Source organism: Methanosarcina barkeri MS (genome assembly GCF_000970025.1).
Taxonomy (GTDB): Archaea; Halobacteriota; Methanosarcinia; order Methanosarcinales; family Methanosarcinaceae; genus Methanosarcina; species Methanosarcina barkeri.
In genome coordinates this window covers 3,116,021-3,139,111 of sequence record NZ_CP009528.1, presented here as the reverse complement: position 1 = coordinate 3,139,111, position 23,091 = coordinate 3,116,021, and the positions used below count along the sequence as shown (strand labels likewise).

General features: G+C 39.5%; 15 protein-coding genes and 1 pseudogene. 8 read left to right on the top strand and 8 right to left on the bottom strand.

Annotated elements, in window-relative coordinates; all coding sequences use genetic code 11:
• Nucleotides 1-325: 325 nt before the first annotated feature.
• On the top strand, nt 326-1,168 hold the full coding sequence (locus MSBRM_RS12560) for an MBL fold metallo-hydrolase (protein WP_048155881.1): 843 nt from the start codon (nt 326-328) through the stop codon (nt 1,166-1,168).
• A gap of 295 nt (nt 1,169-1,463) precedes the next feature.
• On the opposite strand, the gene MSBRM_RS12555 is transcribed toward MSBRM_RS12560, so the two are convergent.
• Complete coding sequence (locus tag MSBRM_RS12555; protein ID WP_268989059.1) at nt 1,464-1,775, bottom strand: HepT-like ribonuclease domain-containing protein; 312 nt, start codon at nt 1,773-1,775, stop codon at nt 1,464-1,466.
• Nucleotides 1,776-1,804: 29 nt separating this feature from the next.
• Nucleotides 1,805-2,095, bottom strand: coding sequence for a nucleotidyltransferase family protein (locus MSBRM_RS12550; RefSeq protein ID WP_048120822.1), 291 nt, complete (start codon nt 2,093-2,095; stop codon nt 1,805-1,807).
• Between the two features lie 800 nt (nt 2,096-2,895).
• Here MSBRM_RS12550 and MSBRM_RS12545 point away from each other — a divergent pair.
• Both MSBRM_RS12545 and MSBRM_RS12540 read left to right on the top strand, forming a co-directional pair.
• Nucleotides 2,896-4,400 (top strand): annotated as a pseudogene (locus MSBRM_RS12545) (serine--tRNA ligase).
• Between the two features lie 654 nt (nt 4,401-5,054).
• Entirely contained in the window at nt 5,055-5,678 is a 624-nt protein-coding gene (locus tag MSBRM_RS12540) for a 30S ribosomal protein S3ae (protein ID WP_048120820.1), read from the top strand.
• Nucleotides 5,679-6,061: 383 nt separating this feature from the next.
• Here the strand turns inward: MSBRM_RS12540 and MSBRM_RS12535 are convergent, their stop codons facing one another.
• Nucleotides 6,062-8,662, bottom strand: a complete 2,601-nt coding sequence (locus MSBRM_RS12535) for a DNA topoisomerase I (RefSeq protein WP_048155879.1) — start codon at nt 8,660-8,662, stop codon at nt 6,062-6,064.
• 641 nt (nt 8,663-9,303) lie between these two features.
• Between MSBRM_RS12535 and thiC the strand changes: the two genes are divergently transcribed.
• Nucleotides 9,304-10,590 carry a phosphomethylpyrimidine synthase gene (gene thiC, locus MSBRM_RS12530; RefSeq protein ID WP_048155876.1) on the top strand — a complete coding sequence of 429 codons (1,287 nt, stop codon included), beginning with the start codon at nt 9,304-9,306 and terminating at the stop codon, nt 10,588-10,590.
• A 197-nt stretch (nt 10,591-10,787) separates the two neighbouring features.
• On the opposite strand, the gene MSBRM_RS12525 is transcribed toward thiC, so the two are convergent.
• Complete coding sequence (locus MSBRM_RS12525) at nt 10,788-13,019, bottom strand: pyridoxal phosphate-dependent decarboxylase family protein (protein ID WP_052712888.1); 2,232 nt, start codon at nt 13,017-13,019, stop codon at nt 10,788-10,790.
• A gap of 1,131 nt (nt 13,020-14,150) precedes the next feature.
• Entirely contained in the window at nt 14,151-15,074 is a 924-nt protein-coding gene (locus MSBRM_RS12520; protein WP_048155872.1) for a DUF2156 domain-containing protein, read from the bottom strand.
• A 297-nt stretch (nt 15,075-15,371) separates the two neighbouring features.
• Here MSBRM_RS12520 and MSBRM_RS12515 point away from each other — a divergent pair, with 297 nt between their 5' ends.
• Entirely contained in the window at nt 15,372-15,896 is a 525-nt protein-coding gene (locus MSBRM_RS12515) for a GNAT family N-acetyltransferase (protein ID WP_048123377.1), read from the top strand.
• 178 nt (nt 15,897-16,074) lie between these two features.
• Here MSBRM_RS12515 and MSBRM_RS12510 read toward each other — a convergent pair whose 3' ends face one another.
• Together MSBRM_RS12510 and MSBRM_RS12505 are read right to left on the bottom strand one after the other, a co-directional pair.
• A complete protein-coding gene (locus MSBRM_RS12510) occupies nt 16,075-16,476 on the bottom strand; it encodes a DUF3303 domain-containing protein (protein WP_230628859.1) in 402 nt (133 codons plus the stop codon).
• A gap of 355 nt (nt 16,477-16,831) precedes the next feature.
• The gene (locus tag MSBRM_RS12505) at nt 16,832-17,116 is read right to left on the bottom strand and encodes a YkvA family protein (protein WP_052712887.1); all 285 of its coding nucleotides are present in this window, start codon (nt 17,114-17,116) and stop codon (nt 16,832-16,834) included.
• Between the two features lie 557 nt (nt 17,117-17,673).
• Here MSBRM_RS12505 and MSBRM_RS12500 point away from each other — a divergent pair.
• The 3 genes from MSBRM_RS12500 (at nt 17,674) to MSBRM_RS20515 (ending at nt 21,787) form a co-directional block, all read left to right on the top strand.
• Complete coding sequence (locus tag MSBRM_RS12500; RefSeq protein WP_144413982.1) at nt 17,674-19,020, top strand: glycoside hydrolase family 16 protein; 1,347 nt, start codon at nt 17,674-17,676, stop codon at nt 19,018-19,020.
• A 609-nt stretch (nt 19,021-19,629) separates the two neighbouring features.
• On the top strand, nt 19,630-20,727 hold the full coding sequence (locus MSBRM_RS12495) for a glycosyltransferase family 2 protein (RefSeq protein WP_048155868.1): 1,098 nt from the start codon (nt 19,630-19,632) through the stop codon (nt 20,725-20,727).
• Nucleotides 20,728-21,016: 289 nt separating this feature from the next.
• The gene (locus MSBRM_RS20515) at nt 21,017-21,787 is read left to right on the top strand and encodes a PocR ligand-binding domain-containing protein (RefSeq protein WP_230628857.1); all 771 of its coding nucleotides are present in this window, start codon (nt 21,017-21,019) and stop codon (nt 21,785-21,787) included.
• A gap of 145 nt (nt 21,788-21,932) precedes the next feature.
• On the opposite strand, the gene MSBRM_RS12485 is transcribed toward MSBRM_RS20515, so the two are convergent.
• Entirely contained in the window at nt 21,933-22,766 is an 834-nt protein-coding gene (locus MSBRM_RS12485; protein WP_048120806.1) for a glycoside hydrolase family 16 protein, read from the bottom strand.
• Nucleotides 22,767-23,091 lie beyond the last annotated feature (325 nt).

Sequence of the window (23,091 nt, the reverse complement as noted above, 5' to 3'; positions counted from 1 at the left end):
AAGTAAAGTGAAGACAATTATATGTGTTTCAAAGTTAAGCGCTAAAATGATTTAAAAAAGTGCCGATTATATAAAACAAAAGTAGAGTTCTAACATTTTCTTAAACGGAGCATTCTAGACTTAATCCCAACTTAGACCCTATCCAAAAAGTATTGTGACCTGCTATAACTTTTACAGTAAGCGTATATACTATTCGACAGGAGACAATCTTTAATACCTTTTTTATTTTCTTACGGATCACGTACAGTACTAAACTCAACTCTAAATATTTTTTCAAATGTTTGGTAATAATACTATTATACCCCGCAGGCAAAATAAACACTTTATGAAACTCACTGTCCTTGTTGATAACAACACCCTTATTGACAGGTATTTCTTTGCCGAGCCCGGTTTGTCTTTTCTGCTGGAGGATTCCGGCATACGAGTTCTTTTTGATACCGGGTATTCGGATATCTTCCTCACAAATGCCCGGAAAATGGGGCTTTCACTTCTGGACCTTGACTATCTGGTACTCTCCCACGGACACCTGGACCACACCTGGGGACTCGAACCTCTGATACGTTTATTCACGGAAGCAGGGATAGAAAAGCTTCCCAGCAGATCTCCGGTTCTCGTTGCCCATCCCCTGGTCTTCGAAAGCAAAAAAACTGAAGAGATAGGGGAAATCGGAAGTTTGTTCACTCCCAAAAAGCTTTCAGAACACTTCAGGCTACAGCTCTCAAGTACTCCCCTCTGGCTGAGTGAGAAGCTCGTTTTCCTTGGGGAAATCCCCAGGAACTTCACTTTTGAGGTAGAGGCAGCTGTCGGATATGTGCAGGACAGCGAGGGGAACAAAATTCCCGACCTTATTCCGGATGACACGGCACTCGTATACAGGGCAGAAGCAGGGCTCGTAATTATCACGGGCTGTTCCCACTCCGGGATCTGCAATATTACCAAATATGCAAAAGAAGTATGTGGAGACAGCAGGGTCCTTGATATAATAGGTGGCTTTCATCTTCTGGAACCCTCAGAAGAACGGATGCATGGGACTATTGAATACCTTAAAAAACTTGACCCTGGCTGCGTGCATGCCTGCCACTGTACGGACTTAAACTCAAAAATCGAACTTTCAAAGGTTTGCAGGCTTAAAGAAGTTGGAGTTGGCCTGCAAATTGAATATTTTTAACGATTTATTTAATTCTCGTTTTTTTCTCTTTTTTACTTTGTCTTTTTTCTTTTTATTTTGCTTTCAATCAACTTTTCGGATAGGGGTAAAAATAAAAAGTAAACGCAATATCATGCAACTATTTCTTCAAAACTCAACTCGTTGGCAACTAAAGGATGCAGGAGAAGTTTGAACTCATGGAACTTTTTCATAACTATGTTGATTTTTCTTGAAATTTCTGGAGTGTAGTATGCTTCTCCGCAGAGCAGAGAATCTTTTACTGCATTTCTTGAAAACCATCGGGAAGAACATTTGTTCAGCTATTTTTTAACTCGTTAACTAGCATTTCAATTCTGCTCTCAAGCACTGGAATATCACTTACTATGGTATCCCAGACAAGGTTATAATCAACATTAAAATAAGCGTGTATTATTCGATCTCTCATACCTGATATATTTCTCCAATCTATATCAGGAGCTAAAGCCTTTATATCTGCAGGAATAGCTTTTGCAGCTTCACCTATTATTTCTAACTGGCGGACAACTGCACTTTTTGTTTTCTCATCATTCAGAAAAGTTTCTCTGTCCATTCCCTCAGTGAAATCTTGTATAGCTACAGCGGCGGACATTATCTCGGAAAGATAGAGAAGAGGGGATCTCATACCGGTACCAGCTCTTTTAACACGTCATCTTTCATCATCGGGTGGAGAGCCCTTTCTGAAACAACATCAACTGGAACTCCAAATAAGTCCTCAAGATAATATCCAAGTCCCACAAGGTGTAAGAGGGTAGCTCCTTCTCCAAACCTCACAAGGACGTCAATATCACTTTCTTTTTTTTCTTCGCCACGTGCGTATGAGCCGAAAACGCCCAGGACTTCAGCTTTGAACTTTTCTTTTATTTCGTCCTTTCTTTCTAAGATAAGGAGCCGGATCTGGTTAACATCCATATATGTTCCTCTGTATCCCGCAATATTTGTTTCTACCCACTTTTACGTTAATCTACGTTTGAGTGATCTCCCAGCTTATAAAGTACTGTCCTTTGTATAATATATAACCTGCTGCATTGCAAATTTGCAATTCTTTTTTTCACATCCATTTTTTCGGAAAGGCCGGTCACTGCGTGACCGTGAACCTGTCCGGGATTCTATTTCTTTCTGTTTCTCCTCCGTCGCTAGATTTAAGTTTTAGTTGCATAGTTGTTGAAACAGATCTTTTAAAATAGTGTGTAACCAATAGCTCTGACATCAATAGCTGACATCAATAGCTGACATCAATAGCTGACATCAATAGCTGACATCAATAGCTGACATCAATAGTTGATATAAATAGCTGACAATGATAGCTTAATAAGTAATTATATATAATTATTAATATTTCTCTATGATAATATAATTTTTATGAATTAAATTAATTTATATGAAACAGATATTTTTTAAACATTTAATACTTAAATGGCTGGTCGGATTTTTATTAGACAGCATGGGTGATCAGGTTATAAATATCTATATCTAATTCTATATCTGAATTATATGTAATTCTATCAAACTATAATTTTAATGTACAAAAACTCAGTGTTCCCATCCAGTTTATAGATAAAAAGCATCAGAATACTCAGTATTCTACTATTGAGTTACGAATTTTTGCTATAGAATAGGCATTCATATCAGAAATTGATTTTAGACTCTGTTTACGTCGTTATCTAATTCACAATTACCTTATTCCATACCAAATAAAAGAGGCTCAAACTTTGAAATTACAGTTCAATCCCAAAGCTTATTTTAAAACAAGCGCAGATCCCGCTACTGCAAAGGATGCTATAGCTGCGCTTTTTGAAGAAGCAAACAATACCCTTCTCACCCGAGGGGTGCCTGAAGGATAGGGAGCAAAGGTTACGGAATGGAAGCTCGGGGAGGACAGGATCAAGCTTGTGCTCCAGTCCGGCAGGTATGTCAGGGTGCACGATGCAATTTTCCGTCTGAGAAAACAGCTTGCTGAGGCACTCGGCAAGAAATACAAGATAGGAATTCGCGGAATCGAGGTTGAACTCTCACAATTAGAGTGCCGGCTGACCACGAGCTCAGGATGCTCAAAGTGCCTTATATAAAAAGTATGGAAAACATTGAAGGCGGGATTCAGCTCTAACTTGAGGTCGGAGAAGCTGAGATGAAGAACCGGGTTCCGGACAGGATTCTCACCCTTCTTGAAGAAAAGATCGAGGCTGCCCAGTATGGAGCAAAGGCTGAGCACTGGAATCTGCTCTGGCAGAGAGAGCCAATGGAGCATCCTTTCAAGGAAGACCCGACCCAGGCTATGATGAAAGAAGGCTGGCTCAAACGTGGGTCAAGCCGCGGACAGTGGATCCACGGGCCACAGTCCACAAAGATCTTTCGGACTTTCAAAAAAATCGTCCTTGAAGAACTTCTAGAACCTCTCGGATACAGGGAAATGATTTTCCCGAAACTGGTCACCTGGGAAGTCTGGATGAAATCCGGGCATGCAAAGGGTGTCTACTCTGAGATATATTATGTGTGTCCTCCGCAGACAAGGGATCCCGATTACTGGGAAGAGGTTGCCGATTACTACAAGGTTACTCATGAAGCGCCCACAAAACTGATCAAGGAAAAAATCGCAGAGCCAATCGGAGGCATGTGCTATGCCCAATGCCCGCCTTTCTGGATGTACGTAGCAAGGGAAACCCTTCCAAATGAGGAAATTCCTGTAAAGGTCTTTGACAGGTCTGGAACCTCTCACAGATATGAGAGTGGCGGAATTCACGGTATCGAAAGGGTCGATGAATTCCACAGGGTCGAAATTGTCTGGATCGGGACAAAAGAAGAGGTAACAAAGTGCGCAGAAGAACTGCATGATCGTTATATGCATATCTTCAACGACATCCTGGACATCGGTGGAGAAAAGCAAGAGTTACTTTCTGGTTCATGGCACAGGAAGGGCTGCTCGGACTTACCGAAGAAAACACTGTCGGGACCACCGATTACGAGGCCTGCCTGCCTTACCGTGGGCCGGATGGAGAGTGGCTCGAGTTCCAGAATGTGAGTATCAACGGAGACAAGTATCCCAAAGGCTTCAATGTAAAACTTCAGTCTGGAGAAGATTTGGTCTGGCTGTTCCGGAGTCGGGCTTGAAAGATGGACTGCGGTCTTCCTTGCGCAGAAAGGGCTTGACCCTGCAAATTGGCCTGAGGAGTTTAGAAAGAGAGTAGGTGAAATGCCGAAAGGAATCCGTTTCCTTTAAATTTTTCATTAATTTTTTCCAAATTTTTCTTCAAACTTTTTCTTTAAATTTTTCTTCAAATTCTTTTCCTTAATCTCATTTTTAATTTTTTCTTAATATCTCCTTCAAATTCTTTTCCATAAAGTTTTCTTCAAACTTTTTTCCATAAAGTTTTCTTCAAACTTTTTTCCATAAAGTTTTCTTTAAACTTTTTTATTTTCACTTTTTAGCAGATGGCCAGAAAGTGTTTCTAACCGATTTGTTTATATACTGATATGATATGTATAGTGAGCCATTAACTAGTTAGATGCCGCTAATTTCTGAGATCTTCTGGCGATTTTCCGGATCATATTTTTTGATTATCAGGAGCCTGTAGTTGCCGGAATATAGGGGACGGGTCCAGGTTCGGAAGCCTATTGAAGCTCGGAAGTTTCATCTTGAAAGGGAAACGCTAGTGCAAAAAGCACCACAAACTGCGCCTGGCAGCGCAAAGTCTGTGCAAAAGCTCTGAAGGTCATTCATGCTCATTGATTAAGGAAAAACTCATCCGAGCATCCTGAATAAGAAACTGAAAGGCTTGAGGGCCGCAGGATAAACCAGCAGCATACAAAATTCAACAAAGATACTAGAAATAACATAATAATCGTAAAAGGAACATTACTTCGGAGGAATCACTTGGCAAGAAAGAAAGTACAGAGAAAGCTTGACGGATGGAAATCCAAGGAATGGTATAATATTGAAGCTCCTGCTTACTTAAATAGAGCTATTGTCGGTAACACTATGGCAGGAGATCCTTCTCTTCTTGTAGGACGCAATATTGAAACCACTGTTGGGGAACTTACCAACGATATGACCAAGAATAACACTAAGGTCATCCTCAGGATCAATAATGTCGTAGGAGACGTCGCAACTACCGACCTCATGGGCCACGAACTTACAACCGACTATATCCGCTCAATCGTGAAGAGGCAGACCTCCAGGATTGATGCGAATATCGACGTTAAAACCAAAGACGGCTATGTCATCCGTGTAAAGCCTACCTGCTTCACCATCAAAAGAGCACGTTCAAGTCAGATCAAAGCCATCAGGGAAATGATGGTCAACATCGTCGCAAAGCGTGCATCAGAAGCCGATTTCGAGACCTTTATGCAGGAAGCAATCCTTGGCAGGCTCTCAGCAGCCATTTACAGACAGGCCAAGTTCATCTACCCGCTCCGCAGGGTCGAAATCCGCAAAACCCAGGTTGAAGCAGCACCTGCACCTGCTACATCCGCTGCACCCGAACCTGCAGCAGCGTAATTCGTTCTGGTTTAATATCAAGAAGCAGGGGAAAATCCGAAAGGATTTTCTTATCTCCTTTCTTGGTTTCTTTTAGTATATGAATTTCTTATTTTTACTGTTCTAATTGTTCTTCTTCACTGTTCTAATTGTATTTCTAAGGCTCTTTTTGGTTCCAGATTATCTACCAGTAGAAGTGTGAAAAACCCACTCTAAATTATCTAATCGCAGAAAAAAGGAAAATTCAGAAACTTAAAATTTATCCTTCTTGGCTCAATTCAGTATCTTCATTCTTCGTTATAGTTCAGCCTTTTGAGCGAAGCGGAACGTAATGAAAAAGGCGCTGTCTCTCCAAGGACAGGACTTGGACGAGACAATAATTGGACTTCTCTGCTTGCCGAATTTCAGGTTTTTAACTTACTTTTTTTCAGGCCCGCAGCCGATAATTCTGAAGTTTTTCTTTTTGCTTGGGTTACTTCTGGGCTTGCTGCTGAACTTGTCGCTGAACTTGATGCCGGTTTTGCTACTGAACTTGCTGCAGGGCGGCTTACAGAAGCCTTTACCTTGATCCTTGTTTCGGCTCCTTTGCCTGGTTTTTTCCAGTACTTTCTGCCTTCTGGGCAGCGCCGGTTTATACAGAACTCTTCTTCAGGGCGGTCGCCGTCTTTTAACCTGAACAACTTCCAGCCGCAGGTTTCACAGGTCTTGTCAAGCAGGGTCAGTTTTCCGGTTTTGGGGACTGAATGAGTGTATCCGCAGCGTTTCGTGCAGCCCAGGAATCGTGTGTCTTTAAAGTTTATCAGGAACATGCTTCCATCACATTCCGGACAGGGGCCGACCGTTTCTGGGGGATAACATTCTTTTTCAAGGTCGCAGGTAAAACAGGGGCCTATGCCTACAGCCCAGTTATATTTGTTTCCGACTTTCAGGACAGCTGCTCCTCCTTTTTTACATTCCTTGCTCCTTAGTACGGTCAAAGCCCCGGCTTTTGGCAGAGGATACGAGTTTCTGCAGTCGGGATAGCCTGTGCAACCTACAAAGCGGCCTGAATCCGTCTGCACAATTCTTAACACATGCCCGCAAACCTTACAGGTTCCGATGTAGTTTTTCTTGTCTTCAAGGGCAGCTTCATCCTTAATTGTGCCTGCTATGTTTGAAGTCAGCTCCTTTTTATTTGCTTCAAGCTGGGCGTACATCTCCTTGATCAGGGCTGTGCCTTCTTCAAGGGCAGCTTCAAACTCTTTTTTTCCATCTTCGACTTCCTGAATAAGGGCTTCGATCTTTGCCCTTATTTCCGGCTTTACTAGAATCGGGACGGTCAGAGAGAGCCCATCCATAAGGGTAAAACCTGTATCGAGAATAGAGATGGTTTTTCCCTTTGTCTCAAGATACCCTCGCTTCTTGTTTGTTTCGATATGAGTAGGAGCTGTTGCCTTTGTCCCTATCCCGTTTTTGTCCATAAGGGTCAAAAGTTCGGCTTCGGTCAGTTTTTTTGGCGGGCTGGTTTTGGACTTTGTATTGCTGAGCTTTTTTATGCCTACTTTCTGGCCTTCTTCTACAAATGGGAGAAGTTTATCCTTCTTATTTTCGAATGGATAGGCTTCAAGCCAGCCTGAATCCTTAAGCACGGTTCCGGACGAGTCAAAAGGCTCTTCATTTACGAGCAGGTGGAGGTGCGTTTTTTCGAAAACGGCTGCAGGCATAAGGTTTGCCAGGAAATGCCTTGCTATAAGGTCATAGACTGCAGGGGCCTGAGGGATATTTACTGCAGAGCTAACCTCTCCTCTTGAAGCCGCCCTGATTGGGTGGATAGGGGGGTGGTCGTGTGCATCTTTTTCCCCGTTTTTTGGGACAATTGGGGCTATAAGGATAGACTCTGCAAAAGGCTTGTACTCCTTCTGGCGTGCAAAGTCAAAGACAAGGGACTTGAAATCAAAGTCGTCAGCGTATTTGTTTGTCTCGGTCCTGGGGTAGCTGGTAAACCCTGCAAGGTAAAGCTGTTCTGCAACCTCAAGGGCAAGTTCCGGGCTTATTCCGAGAAACTTGGAGGCCCTTTTGAGGAATTCTGTAGTATTTAATGGATTAGGAGGGCTGGTTTTTGTTTCTTTTACTGTCTTTTTCGCAACTAATCCTTCCTTTGCCCCTTTCAGCCGCTTGAAGATCTCAGCGGCTTTTTCTTTATCGTGAATATTTCCTGCTCTGTGAGTACCTTCAAAATCTCCTCTTTCTTTTCCTCCTTTTTTTCCTCTTTTTTTCTCTCTTTCTTTTCCTTCTTCTTTTTCTCCTTCTTTTTCCCTTTCTTTTCCACTTCCTGCCGAGAAAATCGCCGTTATCTTCCAGAAGTCCTTTGCCTGAAAAGCCCGGATTGCCTTTTCTCTTTCGTATACAAACCCGCAGGTAGGCGTCTGGCAGGGACCGATAGAAAGTATATCTTTTGTTCTTGCTCTCTCCCTGACCGAAAGCGTGACAAAGCGGGTGAAAGCTGCTCCCATTTTAAGGTCCAGAATCTGTCTGGCTTCTGCAGCCATTGCCATGTTGTAGTCCGGGTCTATCAGGCTTTCAAAAGCTTTTTTTACCTCCTTTGGGGAGAGAGACGAAAAACGTGCCCTTTCAACCGGCACATTTGTTACTTCCTCTGCAAGTGTCTTGGCTTCAAATCCTATGTTTTCTCCTTCCCTGTCATAGTCGCAGGCAAGGACGATCTTGTTTGCTCTTTTTGCCAGATTTTTTACTGCAGCAGCGTAATCAGTTCGAGTTACAAGTTTTTGCGGGTCGACTTCAAGAAGCACACCCGGATTTACTTCCCTCCATTTATTATACTGTTCCGGAAAGTCATAATTCATAATATGCCCGGAAAGTCCCATTACCAGCCACTCTTCACCTTTCCACTTGAATTCGTATACAGGCAGCCCTTCAACTGTTATCCTCTCAACTTCCCCCTCGCCCAGGATGCTGGCAATCTGGGATGCTGCCTTATTCTTTTCTGCAAATGCGACAACTGTCATATAAAATACCCTGATTCCGTTCTTGAGATTATATTGGGATCTAAAATAGTATTAATAAGAAATGTGTAAGGAAACGCATAATGAAGCTAATTGAAACACATAATAAAGTGAATCAGGAAATGCACCTGAAAGATTTCCCTTCTTTTTCTCGTTTCTTTTATGTGCATCGGCTTAATCTTACTGGTTAGGTTCAATCATTTTACTGGTTAGGTTCAATCATTTTACTGGTCAGATTCAATTATTTTACTGGCTAAATTCAATTATTTTACTGGTCAGATTCAATTATATCAGTAAGCTGTAAAAGCCTTTACTTAAAAACAGTTTCCGTGGTTTTCTTTCTGCGCATGCTCTAAATAATATACATACATTATTTATATATTTGTTTGCTTATACATATTATATGACTTACCAGACGTGAAAAGATATGTGAAAAGATATATATGAGTTGTCTGTTCTAGTCTGCAAGATATAAGTACTGGATTTATCTTTATCCTTATTATTCTGGTCAACCTTATAATATGCTTATGAAATGTCGGTTAGTTACAGTCAATGATATTGCTGTTATTTGACATTTTTTTATTGATATCTATTAATTAATATAATATTATAATTGTCTCATTAACCTGCAGTCTGGAGTAACAATGACACTAATGGAAGATGCAAAGAAGGGAATCGTCACCCCCTCTATAGAAGCCGTGGCAAAAGCTGAAGGAATAGACGCTGAGACTGTCCGCTCCTGCGTGGTAAAAGGGCTAATCGCTATCCCCGTAAATAACAGGCGAGAGACCCTTCCTATAGGTATTGGCAAGTACATGAGCACAAAGATCAATGCCAATGTAGGAACATCGAGAGATTATATAGACATTGATGCCGAAGTTGAAAAAGCAAAGGCAGCCGAAACTTTCGGTGCTCATGCCGTAATGGATCTTTCTACAGGCGGAAATCTTGATGAAATTCGCACTCGAATCCTGAAATCCGTTAACATTCCAGTCGGGACGGTTCCAATCTACCAGGCTGCAGCTTCCAGGAAAGTTGTTGTGGAAATGACTTCGGATGATATGTTCAACGCCGTCCGGAAACATGCCAAACAGGGAGTCGACTTTGTGACCGTGCACGCCGGGGTTAACTTAAACTCACTTGAGCGGCTGCGCCAGAGCGACAGGATCATGAATGTCGTGAGCCGTGGAGGCTCTTTTACCCTTGCCTGGATGCTGCATAACGGAGAAGACAATCCTTTCTATGCCGAATTTGATTATCTACTTGAAATCGCAAAAGAATATGATATGACTCTGAGCCTTGGAGACGGCATGCGTCCCGGCTGCATTGCCGATGCCTCTGACCGCCCGAAGTTCATGGAATTTATCACGCTTGGTGAACTCGTAAAGCGGGCAAGGGCTGCCAATGTCCAGACTTTTGTAGAAGGTCCCGGCCATGTGCCTTTGAACGAAATCGAACTCAGCGTTAGGGGCATGAAAGAGCTCTGTAATGGTGCTCCTCTCTATCTTCTGGGCCCGCTTGTGACTGATATTGCTCCCGGCTTTGACCACATTACAGGTGCAATAGGAGGCGCAGTTGCAGGGATGTACGGTACGGATTTCCTCTGCATGGTAACTCCCTCGGAACACCTTGCTCTTCCAGCCCTTGAGGATATAAAAGAAGGTCTGCTCGTAACAAAGGTTGCAGCCCACACTATTGACCTTATAAAAGAAGGCCCGAGAGAACGCGCCTGGGAAAAGGATCTTGCTATGGCATATGCCCGCAGGGACCTTGACTGGGAAAAACAGTTCGAACTGGCAATCGATGGCAACAGGGCCCGCAAAATCCGGGATGCCCGAAAAACTGAAAGCGATACCTGTTCGATGTGCGGGGATCTCTGTGCTTTGAAAATCGTAAAGGAGGCTTTTGAGAATAAGAAAACGGAAGAATGAATTTTTTCGATTCTTCTCTCATTTAACTCTTTTTTCAACTTTTATTAACTCTTTTTCAACCCTTCTTATGTTTTTTCAGCCATCCTTCAACTTTCTTTTTGATTCTTTCTTATGTAGAACCTTAGTTTTTCAAATCGTTAAATTAACATCACTGAATTCACAGTACCGTCAGCTTTGAGGTATTTCTCCTAATGTATTTATTGTTCAGTGAAATCGCTAACTGTCGTAAGAATAGCTTCTCTAAAATCCTTAATTAGCGTCGGGATAAAGTTCCCATCCCTTGTTGCTGTAAGCCAGGGACTCATGGTTGTAGAAGAAATGAAGTTCATCGTGAGCAGACTGTCATGATTCACACCCAGGCGTGCCATGAAGTTTCTCACAAAATTCTCTCCATAGGCCTCCGGATCAAATTCGGAAGTTGTGATAATCAAAGGAGTCTTTTGTGTCTGATCCGGATCCGCGGAAAGACTTAGTTTCTTAAAAATCGCTTTATTGAAGTTGTTAACCAAAACAGGGTCTGTATTGAGTTTTCCATCCTTGTTTTTGAAATTAAAGGCATAGGTAATTATGATTTGGTCAGAGCCCAATTCCTTTAACAAGGACATAGCTTCAGGATCATTAACCAGATCATCATTTTCTTTGTTGGCAATGTTTTCCCGAATGTATTCTAGCTGTTGTTCAATTTCCTTTTGGCTTTTACCTTGTTTTTCAGCTGGTATCTGTTGTACCGGAACAACAATAAATGGGTCATCCGGTTCTGCCATAGTAACAATTGCTGCATAAAACCTCTTGCTGTTAAAAAGCGCTTTTCCGAGGATTTGCCCATAACCGCTTTGATCAGGGCGAATAATACGATGACTTAGATACACTCCAGCCGCTGCTGCCCCAGGTTTTGAGCCTTCAATTCCATATATTCCCATACTTGCATCAAGACTGTCGCTATGATATACTTCCGGTGCCAGAAAAGCCACCAGGTTTCGCATACACGAATTGCGATAGCAGAGCCCTCCGGCTGGATAAGGAATATAACCAGCTTTATGGGGATCTATTGTTATTGAGTCTGCAGCAGGTAGAGCTTTGTATTGTTCTGTAACGTATTCGCTTAGCTGCAATACAGGGGTATCCTGTAGATTGTTATTGTTAGTTTTTCTGGCAATGTTATTCTCCGGCTTTCTAAGAAGGCTGGCAAAATATCCACCCCAGGCGGCATCAACGTGTACTACAAATTCCAGTCCGGCCTTCCTATACTCTTCGCGTGTCGAAAGCACTTCGGATAGAGGATCGACTGCACTTTCTTCTGTGGAACCCAGAACCACCACAACCATAATTACCGGCTGCCTTCTTTCTAAACACCTGTCCAGCTCTGTACGCAGGTGTTTGACATCCATCCTGGCATTCATATCTATGCTAATATTTATAAAGTTGTCTTTTCCGATACCCAGAACAGCTGCATTCTTAGGCCAGGAATAGTGTTTTGTAGAACAGCCCATTACGACAGGCTCGAGAAAACCGCTTACAAATTCTCTGCTGAAGGAAGCAAAACCCATACTTTGAAGCAGGTACGGATCCAGAGCATTGGTAATATCCTGAGAAGAGATCCCGTACTCATTTTCCATTCGCGTGGTCAGGTTAAGTATAACATCAATATTGAGGTTAAGAAGTATCCATGTATCCAATTTAATTAATTGAGCCCTGCTACCATCGTTTAAAGGAACGGTCATATTTTTCGCCGGCTCAAGAATTTTTTCGTTTCTTAGAGCTGCAACTACTGAAAGAGGATAGTATTTTAGATTTCGTGCGGCCCACATTGCTTCCAGATTAGCGACCGAGCCATCACAGGTAATATGACCCCATGGTCTTATTTCTACAGAAGATTTTTGAGAAGATATGATACCGGAGTTTACATTTTGAGGTATCGAGAACCCCAGCATTTTGCAGAGGTCATCTCCTACCAACGCTTCAAGTTGAGATGTTACCGGAGAAGCCTCCAGTGCAACATTGTTCTGATTATAGAGCATGGCTGCAAAGTACCCCAGCATTCCCGGAATGGTTAAGTCCCAATTCATGTGAGCTTGATAACGATAACTGGAAAAAGGAACAGAGCCTTTCAGGTTGTCCAGAAGTTTTTGGTACTCAGTTTCTAGCTTGTCTACGCTTTGATAATATTCTTCGTCTTTTCTTTCAGGCGTAACATAAGGAGGATCGTTTGGAAAATACCCAATTCTATCTTTGCAGTTAGCATCAATTCCTTTTAATATGAGGTCCGAAAACAAAGTCTGGTTTTCAGCTTTTGGCCCCAGGAACCAGGCAGCTAACGAATTGGTGCCGGGACCTTCTAGATGAAAGCGTTGATTCACATCCTGTTTTTCAAGATATTTAGTCATGAGTCTGGCAAATTCCTGATGTCTATTTGAGGACGAGGTTTTCATTTTATTTCTCCTTTCTTGTATCTTCCAGCATAAAGTCTGGAATTTTTTAGTAATATATATTCAAAATAATTGAAAATTTTCTATATGTATTTTTCAACAGTGTCAACTTCCAAAAAATAATTATTTGAATAAGGCGCAATGATGTTATGGTTCATATAGTGTTTTCACATATCAATCTCCCAAGTTGTCATTACACCTAAAACTACTTTATAAATTTTAAATGTTCTCATGTTAAAACTTGGATATTAAAAAATAATATTTTGAAATGAGTTTCTAATACGAAATAAAAAATAAAAACAAGATTTTTAATAAAGTTCTCCGCTATTTTGTATGAGTTATTTGGAATGGTGACGCGAAGATGCCTGTTGCTTGCAGCGGGATATGCCAGCAAAACTTTGATTCTATATCTCTCCTTGATCTGTTTGAAACAGAAAACACAAACTTGAAAAATACAATTATTGGTCACAAATATTTAGCACAGCCCATGATAAGATTTCTTTTTGAAGAATACCTTTAAACAAAAAAAGCAAGGAAAAATTAATTGTATTGGTTCGCAGGGACCTGAGTTTTTGCAAGAACAACTGAAAAGTTACTTTTAATTTTCCTATGCGTAGCCTGTGCAAAATTTTATAATTATTTAAAACAATTTTAAAAGCATGTCAACAATAAGCTCCAGTGTCGTAACTTTGTTTTGAATCCCTGTAATCGATATTATATTTTTTATTATTTTTATATGTGTTTTATATCTAATTTATAAAAAATTTGGAAAATAACATGTCTCCTACATTACTATTCAAGAGTTTCACTGAATTAGGAATCCCTGAAAGATACACAATAATTTTTATTATTATCCTCTTATATCTATTTCTTAAAAATTTCGACAATAAAAGGTAAATCAGCACAAATATGGGACTATATCTTTTAATGAATCTTAAATTTTAATCACATAAAATTCACTTGAATTTAAGCTCTAATAGATTGATCCTTTTTAAGTTCAAAAAGTAAATGGATTCCGTTCTTTTTAAGATTTCTTCTCTTTTTGAGATGTTGTTTTATCTCTTTTTTTGTGAAAGACATACTTGCTCCAAGGATACCTAAACTTGGCTTAGAGGTAGTTCACATGCTGGTATGTTAGAGTGCATACTCATGAAATGGAAAGCAGGTTTGTTGTTTGAGCGAATATACCTCTACCATGTGGTGCGGATGATATCTCAGCTTTGCTTCTCGAAGTCCACTGACACCGAGATCGCTTTCCCGGTTGATATACTCCACCTCGCTGGCAAGAACTGCTGCGGTTTCGGCATTGATTACCTTGTATATTCCTTCATACTCAGTTAGCCCTTTCTCAAAATGGATTAACGCTGTATTAGCGTTGAGACGCTCAAAAAGAGAGATGGCACCTATCTTTGAACCTACCCTTATCAAAAGACCTCGCAGGTGCAGTTCGGTTAAGTGCTCGATTGCGTAGGAACATGCTTCTATTTCGTGGGCAAGGGTGAAATTGTTCTTGCACCTTTTGCTCTCACACCACTTTACCAGGAACTCCATTATTTCTTCTCGATTTTCTGGGGTTATTGGCTCGACAGTGTGCCGGTAATTTTTCCGGAATTTGTTAAGCTGGCTGCGGATTTTGAGGTATTTCTTTCCAGGAAGTTTAGCAAGGTCGAGAGCACGGTACACATACTCAAAATGGTTAAGGTCCGGAACCAACATAAGGGCAGGATCTATTTTCTTCATCCATTTTGCAGTCTCAGGGTCGATGAGCATAAGGGGTTTATTGTCGTCGCCTATGTCCAGCGCCAGCCGTATTACCTCCCGCATGAGTTCAGGATCACGGGGGCCTATAGGCGGATGTAGGCGGCTTATTCCTGCGGCAGTGCACGCTAGAATTACATTTCCTTTCACGTATGCATACCGGTAATGCATGAAATGATTCCAGCAGATCATATTCGTGAAAGTATTGTCGCTGTGGGTTTGCGGGTAGATTGCGTAATGGCGCTCAAAAAAAGCCCAATCTGCAAGCGTTACCGGTTTGAAATCTTTTTGACAAAGCATTTTAAACAAGACTTTTTTGCTTCATACTTATTGCTTCATACTTATTTTTGTTGGAAATCTCGAGCTAGCAAAAATTACATACATGAAGAGTGGATTCAAATAAACTTAGTCTCATATTTAGTTTCATAAACTTAGTCTCATATTCAGTTTCATAAACTTAGTCTCATATTCAGTTTCATAAACTTAGTCTCTATTCAGTTTTATAAATTCAGTTTCATAAATTTAGTTTCATTAAACCTATGAAATTATCTATATCTATCGATTTAATAAAGGAATCAAAAAATGTCAGGGCCTGAAATGAAACTTACAGAGGATAAAATAAAGTTCACAGAAGACGGAGTAAAACCTGGATTGAAAATCCGCGCCGCAGAAATTAAAGATGTACACTTGATTCTTGAGTTCGTTAAAGGCATTGCAAGGTTTGAAAACCTTTCCCACCTGGTCACAGCGACAGAAGAAACCCTGGCAGATGCCATGTTTGGAAATAAACCCTATGCCGAGGTTTTCTTTGCTGAATTGGATGGGGTTCCGGTCGGGTTTACTGTTTTTTTCCACAATTTCTCTACTTTTGTGGGAAAGCCTGGGCTCTATATCGAGGACATTTTTGTAAAACCTGAGTTTCGGGGAAAAGGAATCGGGAAAGCAATGTTTCTCCACTGTGTAAAGCTTGCAAAAGAAAGAAACTGCGGAAGAATAGAATGGGCAGTCCTTGAATGGAACCCTGCAAGGGAATTTTACAAACATCTTGGAGGAAGCCCTGCAGATGGGTGGCAGATTTATCGGATGGATGAAGAAAAATTTGAAAGTGCATTTGAAAAATGAATTTGAGGTAAAATTTCTCAACAGAGCTAAAGTTGGTTTCTGATCACGATTTCTACGTTGGAACCAGCTCTTTACCTTGTGGCCGGGTCTTTATATTCGGGTCTTTATGTTGGAACTAAGTTTTTAAGTTGGACTACGTTTTTGAGTTGAATCTAGATCTTCATGTTGGATCTAAGTTTCACGTTACATCTTCCTGCTGAATATAAGAGTGGTGTTCAAGGCGTTCAATTCTCTTTTCAAGGTTCCCTATTTGCTTAAGAAGTTCCTCTGAGGCTTTTCCTCCCTCGCCCTGCTCAGCTTCTGGACCTTCTCCTCCGGTTTTCTCGGCAAATTTTTGGGCAAGCTGCATAAATTTATCTAGTTTCATAACCGGAAACGTTTCGAATTTGCACAGCCCTGTAAATGGAAAAACGGATGCTGCATATGTTTTTTCGTCTTCAGTTTCATATATTATAAACGTGCGGTATCCAGTAAGGTCAGTCCATTCCTCAATTACTTTTATTCCCTTCGGGTAGTCATAATTCGCATAGAATTCCGCAACTTTTAGGGAGTCTTTCGGCTCCCAAGTTATTATATCCATCAGTAACATTTCCTCATACCCCCAATATCAAAATTGGTTTGAATCCCATTTCATCGAAATTTTGTTCTACCAAACTCGAATCAGCTTTAAAAATACATCTGGTAAAGTTAAGTATTGTGTTTCTCTTCAAACGGGCATATACTTTTAGGAACAAATGTTCAGCAAAACAGGTACGAAAAACGTTTTTATTTTTGTTTGCTCTGTTTGAGATCTGTCTGAGATAAAGCTCAAGTTGTCTCTGGTTAAAATATTAAGAAATTTTATAACCTTGTGCCAGAGTTAAGTCTAAATAGATCCTGAGTAGAATTTAAAAAACGAAAATCTAAGAATTACACCGCATTTTCTGGCTAGAAAATTATTTACTTAAAATCTGAACATAGTTTTCTATATACACATTTTTGGGTACTGATCTCATTGCAATGTATAAAAGCACAGGGACGATTATTATATCATCAATATGACCAATTACAGGTATGAAATCTGGTATTAAATCAATTGGTGATAATGCATAGCCTATGGCGATCCATAACAGTATTTTTGCGGTTTTGGGAGTTCTAGGATCTACATATATAAGTTTGCATAGTTCTATGTACTTTTTTGCATTATTCTTTATTTCTTTTAGTTTCAACATAACTAACATAAATACAGAACTGATTGTTTATAAATAATTATCTGTATTATTTAAAATATATATTTAATATTATGTAAAAACGATACTCTGGTCGGTGAATAATTTCGTAAAAATGAGCAAATCACGACTTTAAGAGTATTTAATAAAAGGACTCTGCAACTTGGACGCAGATGCATTGTGGAGTGAGACTCTTATTTTGAGATTGAGGGATATAAAAAAATCTTTATCTAAATTTTTTAACTTATTAAACTTCTCTTATAAGCCATAAACTACAACTTTCGGGGATGAAATACTTTATATAGTTAGTTTACAAATAAATTATTAATTTATGCCGGAAATTTTGGGGGGGTCTGGTTGTTGGATATATTTTTCTCTTAGCTACTATCTTAAAATTTAATAATCTTTGTTCTCTAATTTTTCATATATTAAGGTTCGAATTTTGCAAAATTATATATTATTTTAAAAATACTTCAACTTTTCTATTTAATGGCATATAGGAAAATTTTTCAAAAAGTTTTGCTATTGATGTCATGATTAATATGAACAAAAAATATCTACAGCTCGTAATGTTAAGTACATTAGGCTTGCTTTTGATTGCAAACACCGCTGCTGCAGACACCTATCTAACTTGGTGTGGTAAAGAGTGGTGCGTAAGAGACGGAACTGGTAATCCTGGTAGTAACAACTGGAACAGTTCAGGAAACAGTGTTTGGGTTGATGAAAACCAGAAACTACACCTGACAATCCAAAAAGTCGGAGATACGTGGTATTCAACAGAGGTTGATACCACATCCGCAAACTATACTTATGGTGTATATTCGTGGACGGTTTCATCACCAATACTGAATCTTGATCCAAACATTGTAGCTACTATGTTCTATCGTCATAACGATACCAATGAGATAGATATCGGAGCTACTCAGTGGGGTTGGATGTACAGTGACAGGCTTAACTATGGTGTTGCGCCAAATGCATACCAGAGTGCAATACCTTATGACTCTCCTAACCAAAACGCTACAGACGTTACATACAGTTTCGATTGGGAGCCAACGTATGTTCACTTCACCGCAAAGCTTTCTAACGGAACTGTCATATCTGACTGGAACTGTACAGATCAGACAAGTATCCCACACGTAGAAGGCGGAGTTACGATGCAGATGTGGCTTATGAATCATTTGGCGCCGATAAATGGACAGAATGCAGAGATGGTTTTATCTAACTTTAGCTATGTACCATTTTCTGTCGCTCCAGACACTTCAGACACTTCAGATACTTCAGACACTTCAGACACTTATCTAAATTGGTGCGGCAAAGAATGGTGGGTAAGAAGTGGAACTGGTAATCCTGGTAGTAACAACTGGAACAGTTCAGGAAACAGTGTTTGGGTTGATGAAAACCAGAAACTACACCTGACAATCCAAAAAGTCGGAGATACGTGGTATTCAACAGAGGTTGATACCACATCCGCAAACTATACTTATGGTGTATATTCGTGGACGGTTTCATCATCAATACTGAATCTTGATCCAAACATTGTAGCTGCTATGTTCTTCCGCCATAACGATACTAATGAGATAGATATTGAAGCTACTCAGTGGGGCTGGATATACAGTGACAGACTTAGTTATAGTGTCCAGCCAAATGCATATCAGAGTACAATACCTTATGACTCTCCTTACCAAAACGCTACAGACGTTACATACAGTTTCGATTGGGAGCCAACGTATGTTCACTTCACCGCAAAGCTTTCTAACGGAACTGTCATATCTGACTGGAACTGTACAGATCAGACAAGTATCCCACATGTAGCAGGTGGAGTTGCAATGCAGATGTGGCTTATGAATCATTTAGCGCCGATAAATGGACAGAACGCAGAAATGGTTTTATCTGACTTTAGTTATATACCAGCTTAATTGAGGCGAAAGCCTCTTTTCTTTTTTAACTTAGATGGATTGATAGGAACATTTCATTCACTTAACAGGTGCCTCTCTGTCTCTTTTTGAGGAGTGTTCGGGAATCTATCTCGTAGAGTTTTCAAATTAGAATTTTTAAGTAAAAACTTGTTCTCTTTCACTAGCTCTAATAAACGCTGTTTTTGTCTATAACTTCAACTTTAATTTGGCTTTCCGTAGATGTACACAAAAATACCACTCATTTTCTCAAAATGGCAGCCATTTAAAAAGTTGATCATTCTTTGATGAGTCATTTTGAGCAAATAGGCAAATAATCTCTACTACTGTGTACATCTACAGAATGGAAAATTAAAAGTTCTCTTCAATAAAATTCAAGATTTTTGTATATTTAAGTATACAGAACTGCAATTTATCTTCTAAATACAGCAGTATTCTACTAAATTTATATATTTGAACTAGGTTTTGTTTCTCCGTAATCTGTCAATTAATTGCAAAACATGATTTTAATAATTTATATAATATAATTTTTAATCTGATTTTGCATTATTGTCAAAGATTATTATATTACTCAAAATTTATTAGCAGTAAGTGATTAGGAGGAATTGCGAAATGACACCCGTTCTGCCTCCACAGAACAATGTCATCGCGTTTGTGCCAGCTCATAATGAGGCGGATATAATCCGCTCAACCATTGAATCCATTCTTACTCAAACAGTCAAAGTCGATGTTATTGTAATAAGTGATAACAGTACAGATGACACGGTTAGTATAGTAAGAAGTATAGCTGCCATTGATAACCGCGTAAGTTTGATAGAAACTGTTGGAAATAAATTTAAAAAATCTGGGGCATTGAACACTGCTTATAAAAGTGTAGATCTGAATTCATATGATTATGTACTATCAGTCGATGGTGATACAGTCGTAGCTCCAGATCTTGTTGAGCAAGCATTAATAGAATTTCAGCTAGATCCACTGCTTGGGGCAGTGTGCTCTCGTGCCGGTGTAGTCAAACAGACAACTAATGGGTTTTTTGAAAAACTAGTTTATCACTGGCAATATGTCGAATACGCAGAGTTCGACAGAAGTCGAGTTAGTCAGGATCGAGGGATTAAAGTCGCGCACGGAATGTGCACGGTATATAAGGTAGAAGCAATAAAAGCAGTTATGGCAAGACGCATAGCTACCGAAAAACTTGACTGCACTTTATATGATGTGCATAACATCACCGAAGATTACGAGTTAACGGTAACTCTAAAAGAGCTTGGTTACCACACAGCTGCAGGTTTTGGGATGCATGCCTGGACAGATGTCCCATTAAAACTAAGCGAGTTATGGAAGCAACGAGTCCGCTGGCTTCGCGGTGGGCTTGATACATTGTGGGAGCATGGATGGAATAAAAGCACCAGAAAAGACATCCTGAACGCCGGACTCTTCTGGATTATGCTATCTTTCCAGATTCTTTTGCTAAATTATGCTTTGTATGACATAGTTAAGGGTGTTTATCATCCCAACTGGATGTTCATACTGGTAATGAGTTTAATGTACGTGGACAGTGTTTACACACTGCGATATGTGCAGGACCCTAGTAAGTGGGATTATCTTGTGAGAATAACGTTTATTCCTCAGATATTTTATGCGTGGTTTACTATTGCTCAGCTAGTCTGTGCATACTACCTCTTTCTCTTTAAACCTAATCAGGATTGGTAATATGTCATTGATGCAGTACTTGCATATGATTTTTGCGTATAGTGTACCTGATCAACTCAACATCTGGCATGTGTTATTGACACGATACCTTCATTTGATTTTCACGTATCATATTTATTATCAATTCAGTAATTGGAATAAATTACTGCCGAGATACCTACAGACTTTTGTGTCCGTATTAGTTTTGGCTGATGTCACTATTAAATTATCAAAAGACATTTACAAAACAAAAGTTTTACAGAAGAAGCGAAAAGGACTATTAGAATTAAACTGGACAATCCCCAGGTGGGTGCATAAGAAGTCACATCTTGGCTTTGACAAATGCGGCGCGCTTCTCGATTGCTTCTACATAAATCAAAACATTTTCAAGCAAAAACAGGTAGGGGATGTACTGAGTAAAAGTAAACAGTGCATGATGTTATTATTGTGGAGTATTCTTTTGTCTACAAAGAAGGCAGAGAACTTAGAGGTTAATAATATTATCGAAACCCAGGCAATCCAGTCTCTTATGAGTGATTTCTATAAACGTTCTTCCATTCCAATAGCCCTGGTTGATCTCAAAGGCAATGTTCTAGCAGGTGTCGGGTGGCATGATACCTTGATTAGATTCTATAGTGTATATCCCAAAGACTGCAAACTCTGCATGGAAAACGATAAAAAGTTATTCGTGAATGTTTCTCTTGGAGAGTTTAAGATTTACAGGAGTCAGACCAACATATGGTCCATAGCAGCTCCTTTTATGATAGGTGGTGCTTATGTCGCCAATGTCTTTACAGGGCAGTTTTTTTTTGAAGATGAGACTATAGACTATGAATTTTTCCGGTCCCAGGCTAGAAAATACGGCTTAGACGAGGAAGAATCTATAGAAATGCTTGAAAAAGTTCCGCGATTGAGCAAGAAGGATGTGGATAAAAATGTTAAATTCCTATTGGCGTTTACTAAATTGATCACTAATAACTACTTTTCATGCCCCATTAGCTGGTTTGTATCTCATCTTAAAACCAATTTGTTCAATACAATCGTGTCTAAGCTGACAGGAATACGGAAGATCGGTTTGTAAAAATCTTTAATTTTATTAGCCATAACAAACTTAATATTTTTTTGTTCAGGCTTTATACTAACAACTCTAATTGAAGCATTTTTGGCATCAATTTTCTAAATATTTATAAGAAAGGAGTTTAGTGGCTTAAAAGCCACTTTGTAACTCAATTATTAGTAACTGTGAAGTTACTAATTATAAGTTCAATGTTTTTTCCATCGGATGGAGGAGCCACTAACCATAAATTCATTATGACACTTTCAGGCTCTTTCGGAATTGTAGAACTATTTGTATTATTATAGTCTGCTATTACTGTTCCATCTGCCTGCATGGATGTGAATCTTATATAATTGGGTTTCCACTCAATTCTATAAGTTGTGTTTGCGCCTTCAATGCTCGGTGAAACCAGATACTCTTTACTATTTCCTTTAACTGTAGAAGGTTCTTTGTAATACCAGAGTTGATTCCCATTAGGGTCACCCCATCTTGAAATCACTACATTTGACGCATTATAATCATCTAAATAAGTACAAAGTCCAACCACGCAATTTTTGCCAAAAGTAAAAACAGGTGAAGCTACATTCCATGTAAAAGTACCATAACAATATGTGTTTTGGCTATTTAACATTGTGCTTTTCCATGTACCGCTATCGTTTACAACTGTTAAGTGCAGTCTATCTTGGTCATCTATCCATGCACCTGTATTGTTCCAGTAATTATTACCGGGATTTGCGTAGCCAGATGTTAGATACCAATCTTGCTCTTTCCAGTTAAGTACTCCATCTAAAGGGTATGTATTCACTCCTGATGGTTGATTATCTATCCGTGCACCTGTATTATTCCGGTAATTATTACCGGGGTCTGCGTAGCCAGATGTCAAAGGCCAATCTTGCCCTTTCCAGTTAAGTATTCCCTGTAAAGATGTGTCTTCTGATGGAATAGCCAAAATCACCACAATTAGCAGAACAAATAAAATTATCAAGTACTTAATTGTCTTCATTTTACCCTCTAGTGTGTTTTAATGCAAATATCTCAAAGCTATCTCTTCGCTATTTCGAGTAGTAGTTTATAGTGAGTTTTATAGCCACTTTCAAAGAGAGTGTCTCAAAATCCAAATTTTGCTGGATTTTATCAGCTTAGTAATAATCGCACAAGGCTGCACATCTTGATTTGTTTATTCTAAGGTCTTTAGGCTTTATTTTTGAATTGGTAATTTTACAACACTTTATTATAAAAATATATACTGTAAAATAACTTATAAAAATATTTACGATTTATTATCAAATTTAAGTTCGCTGTTTATTTGTTTTTTATGATCTTTTTAT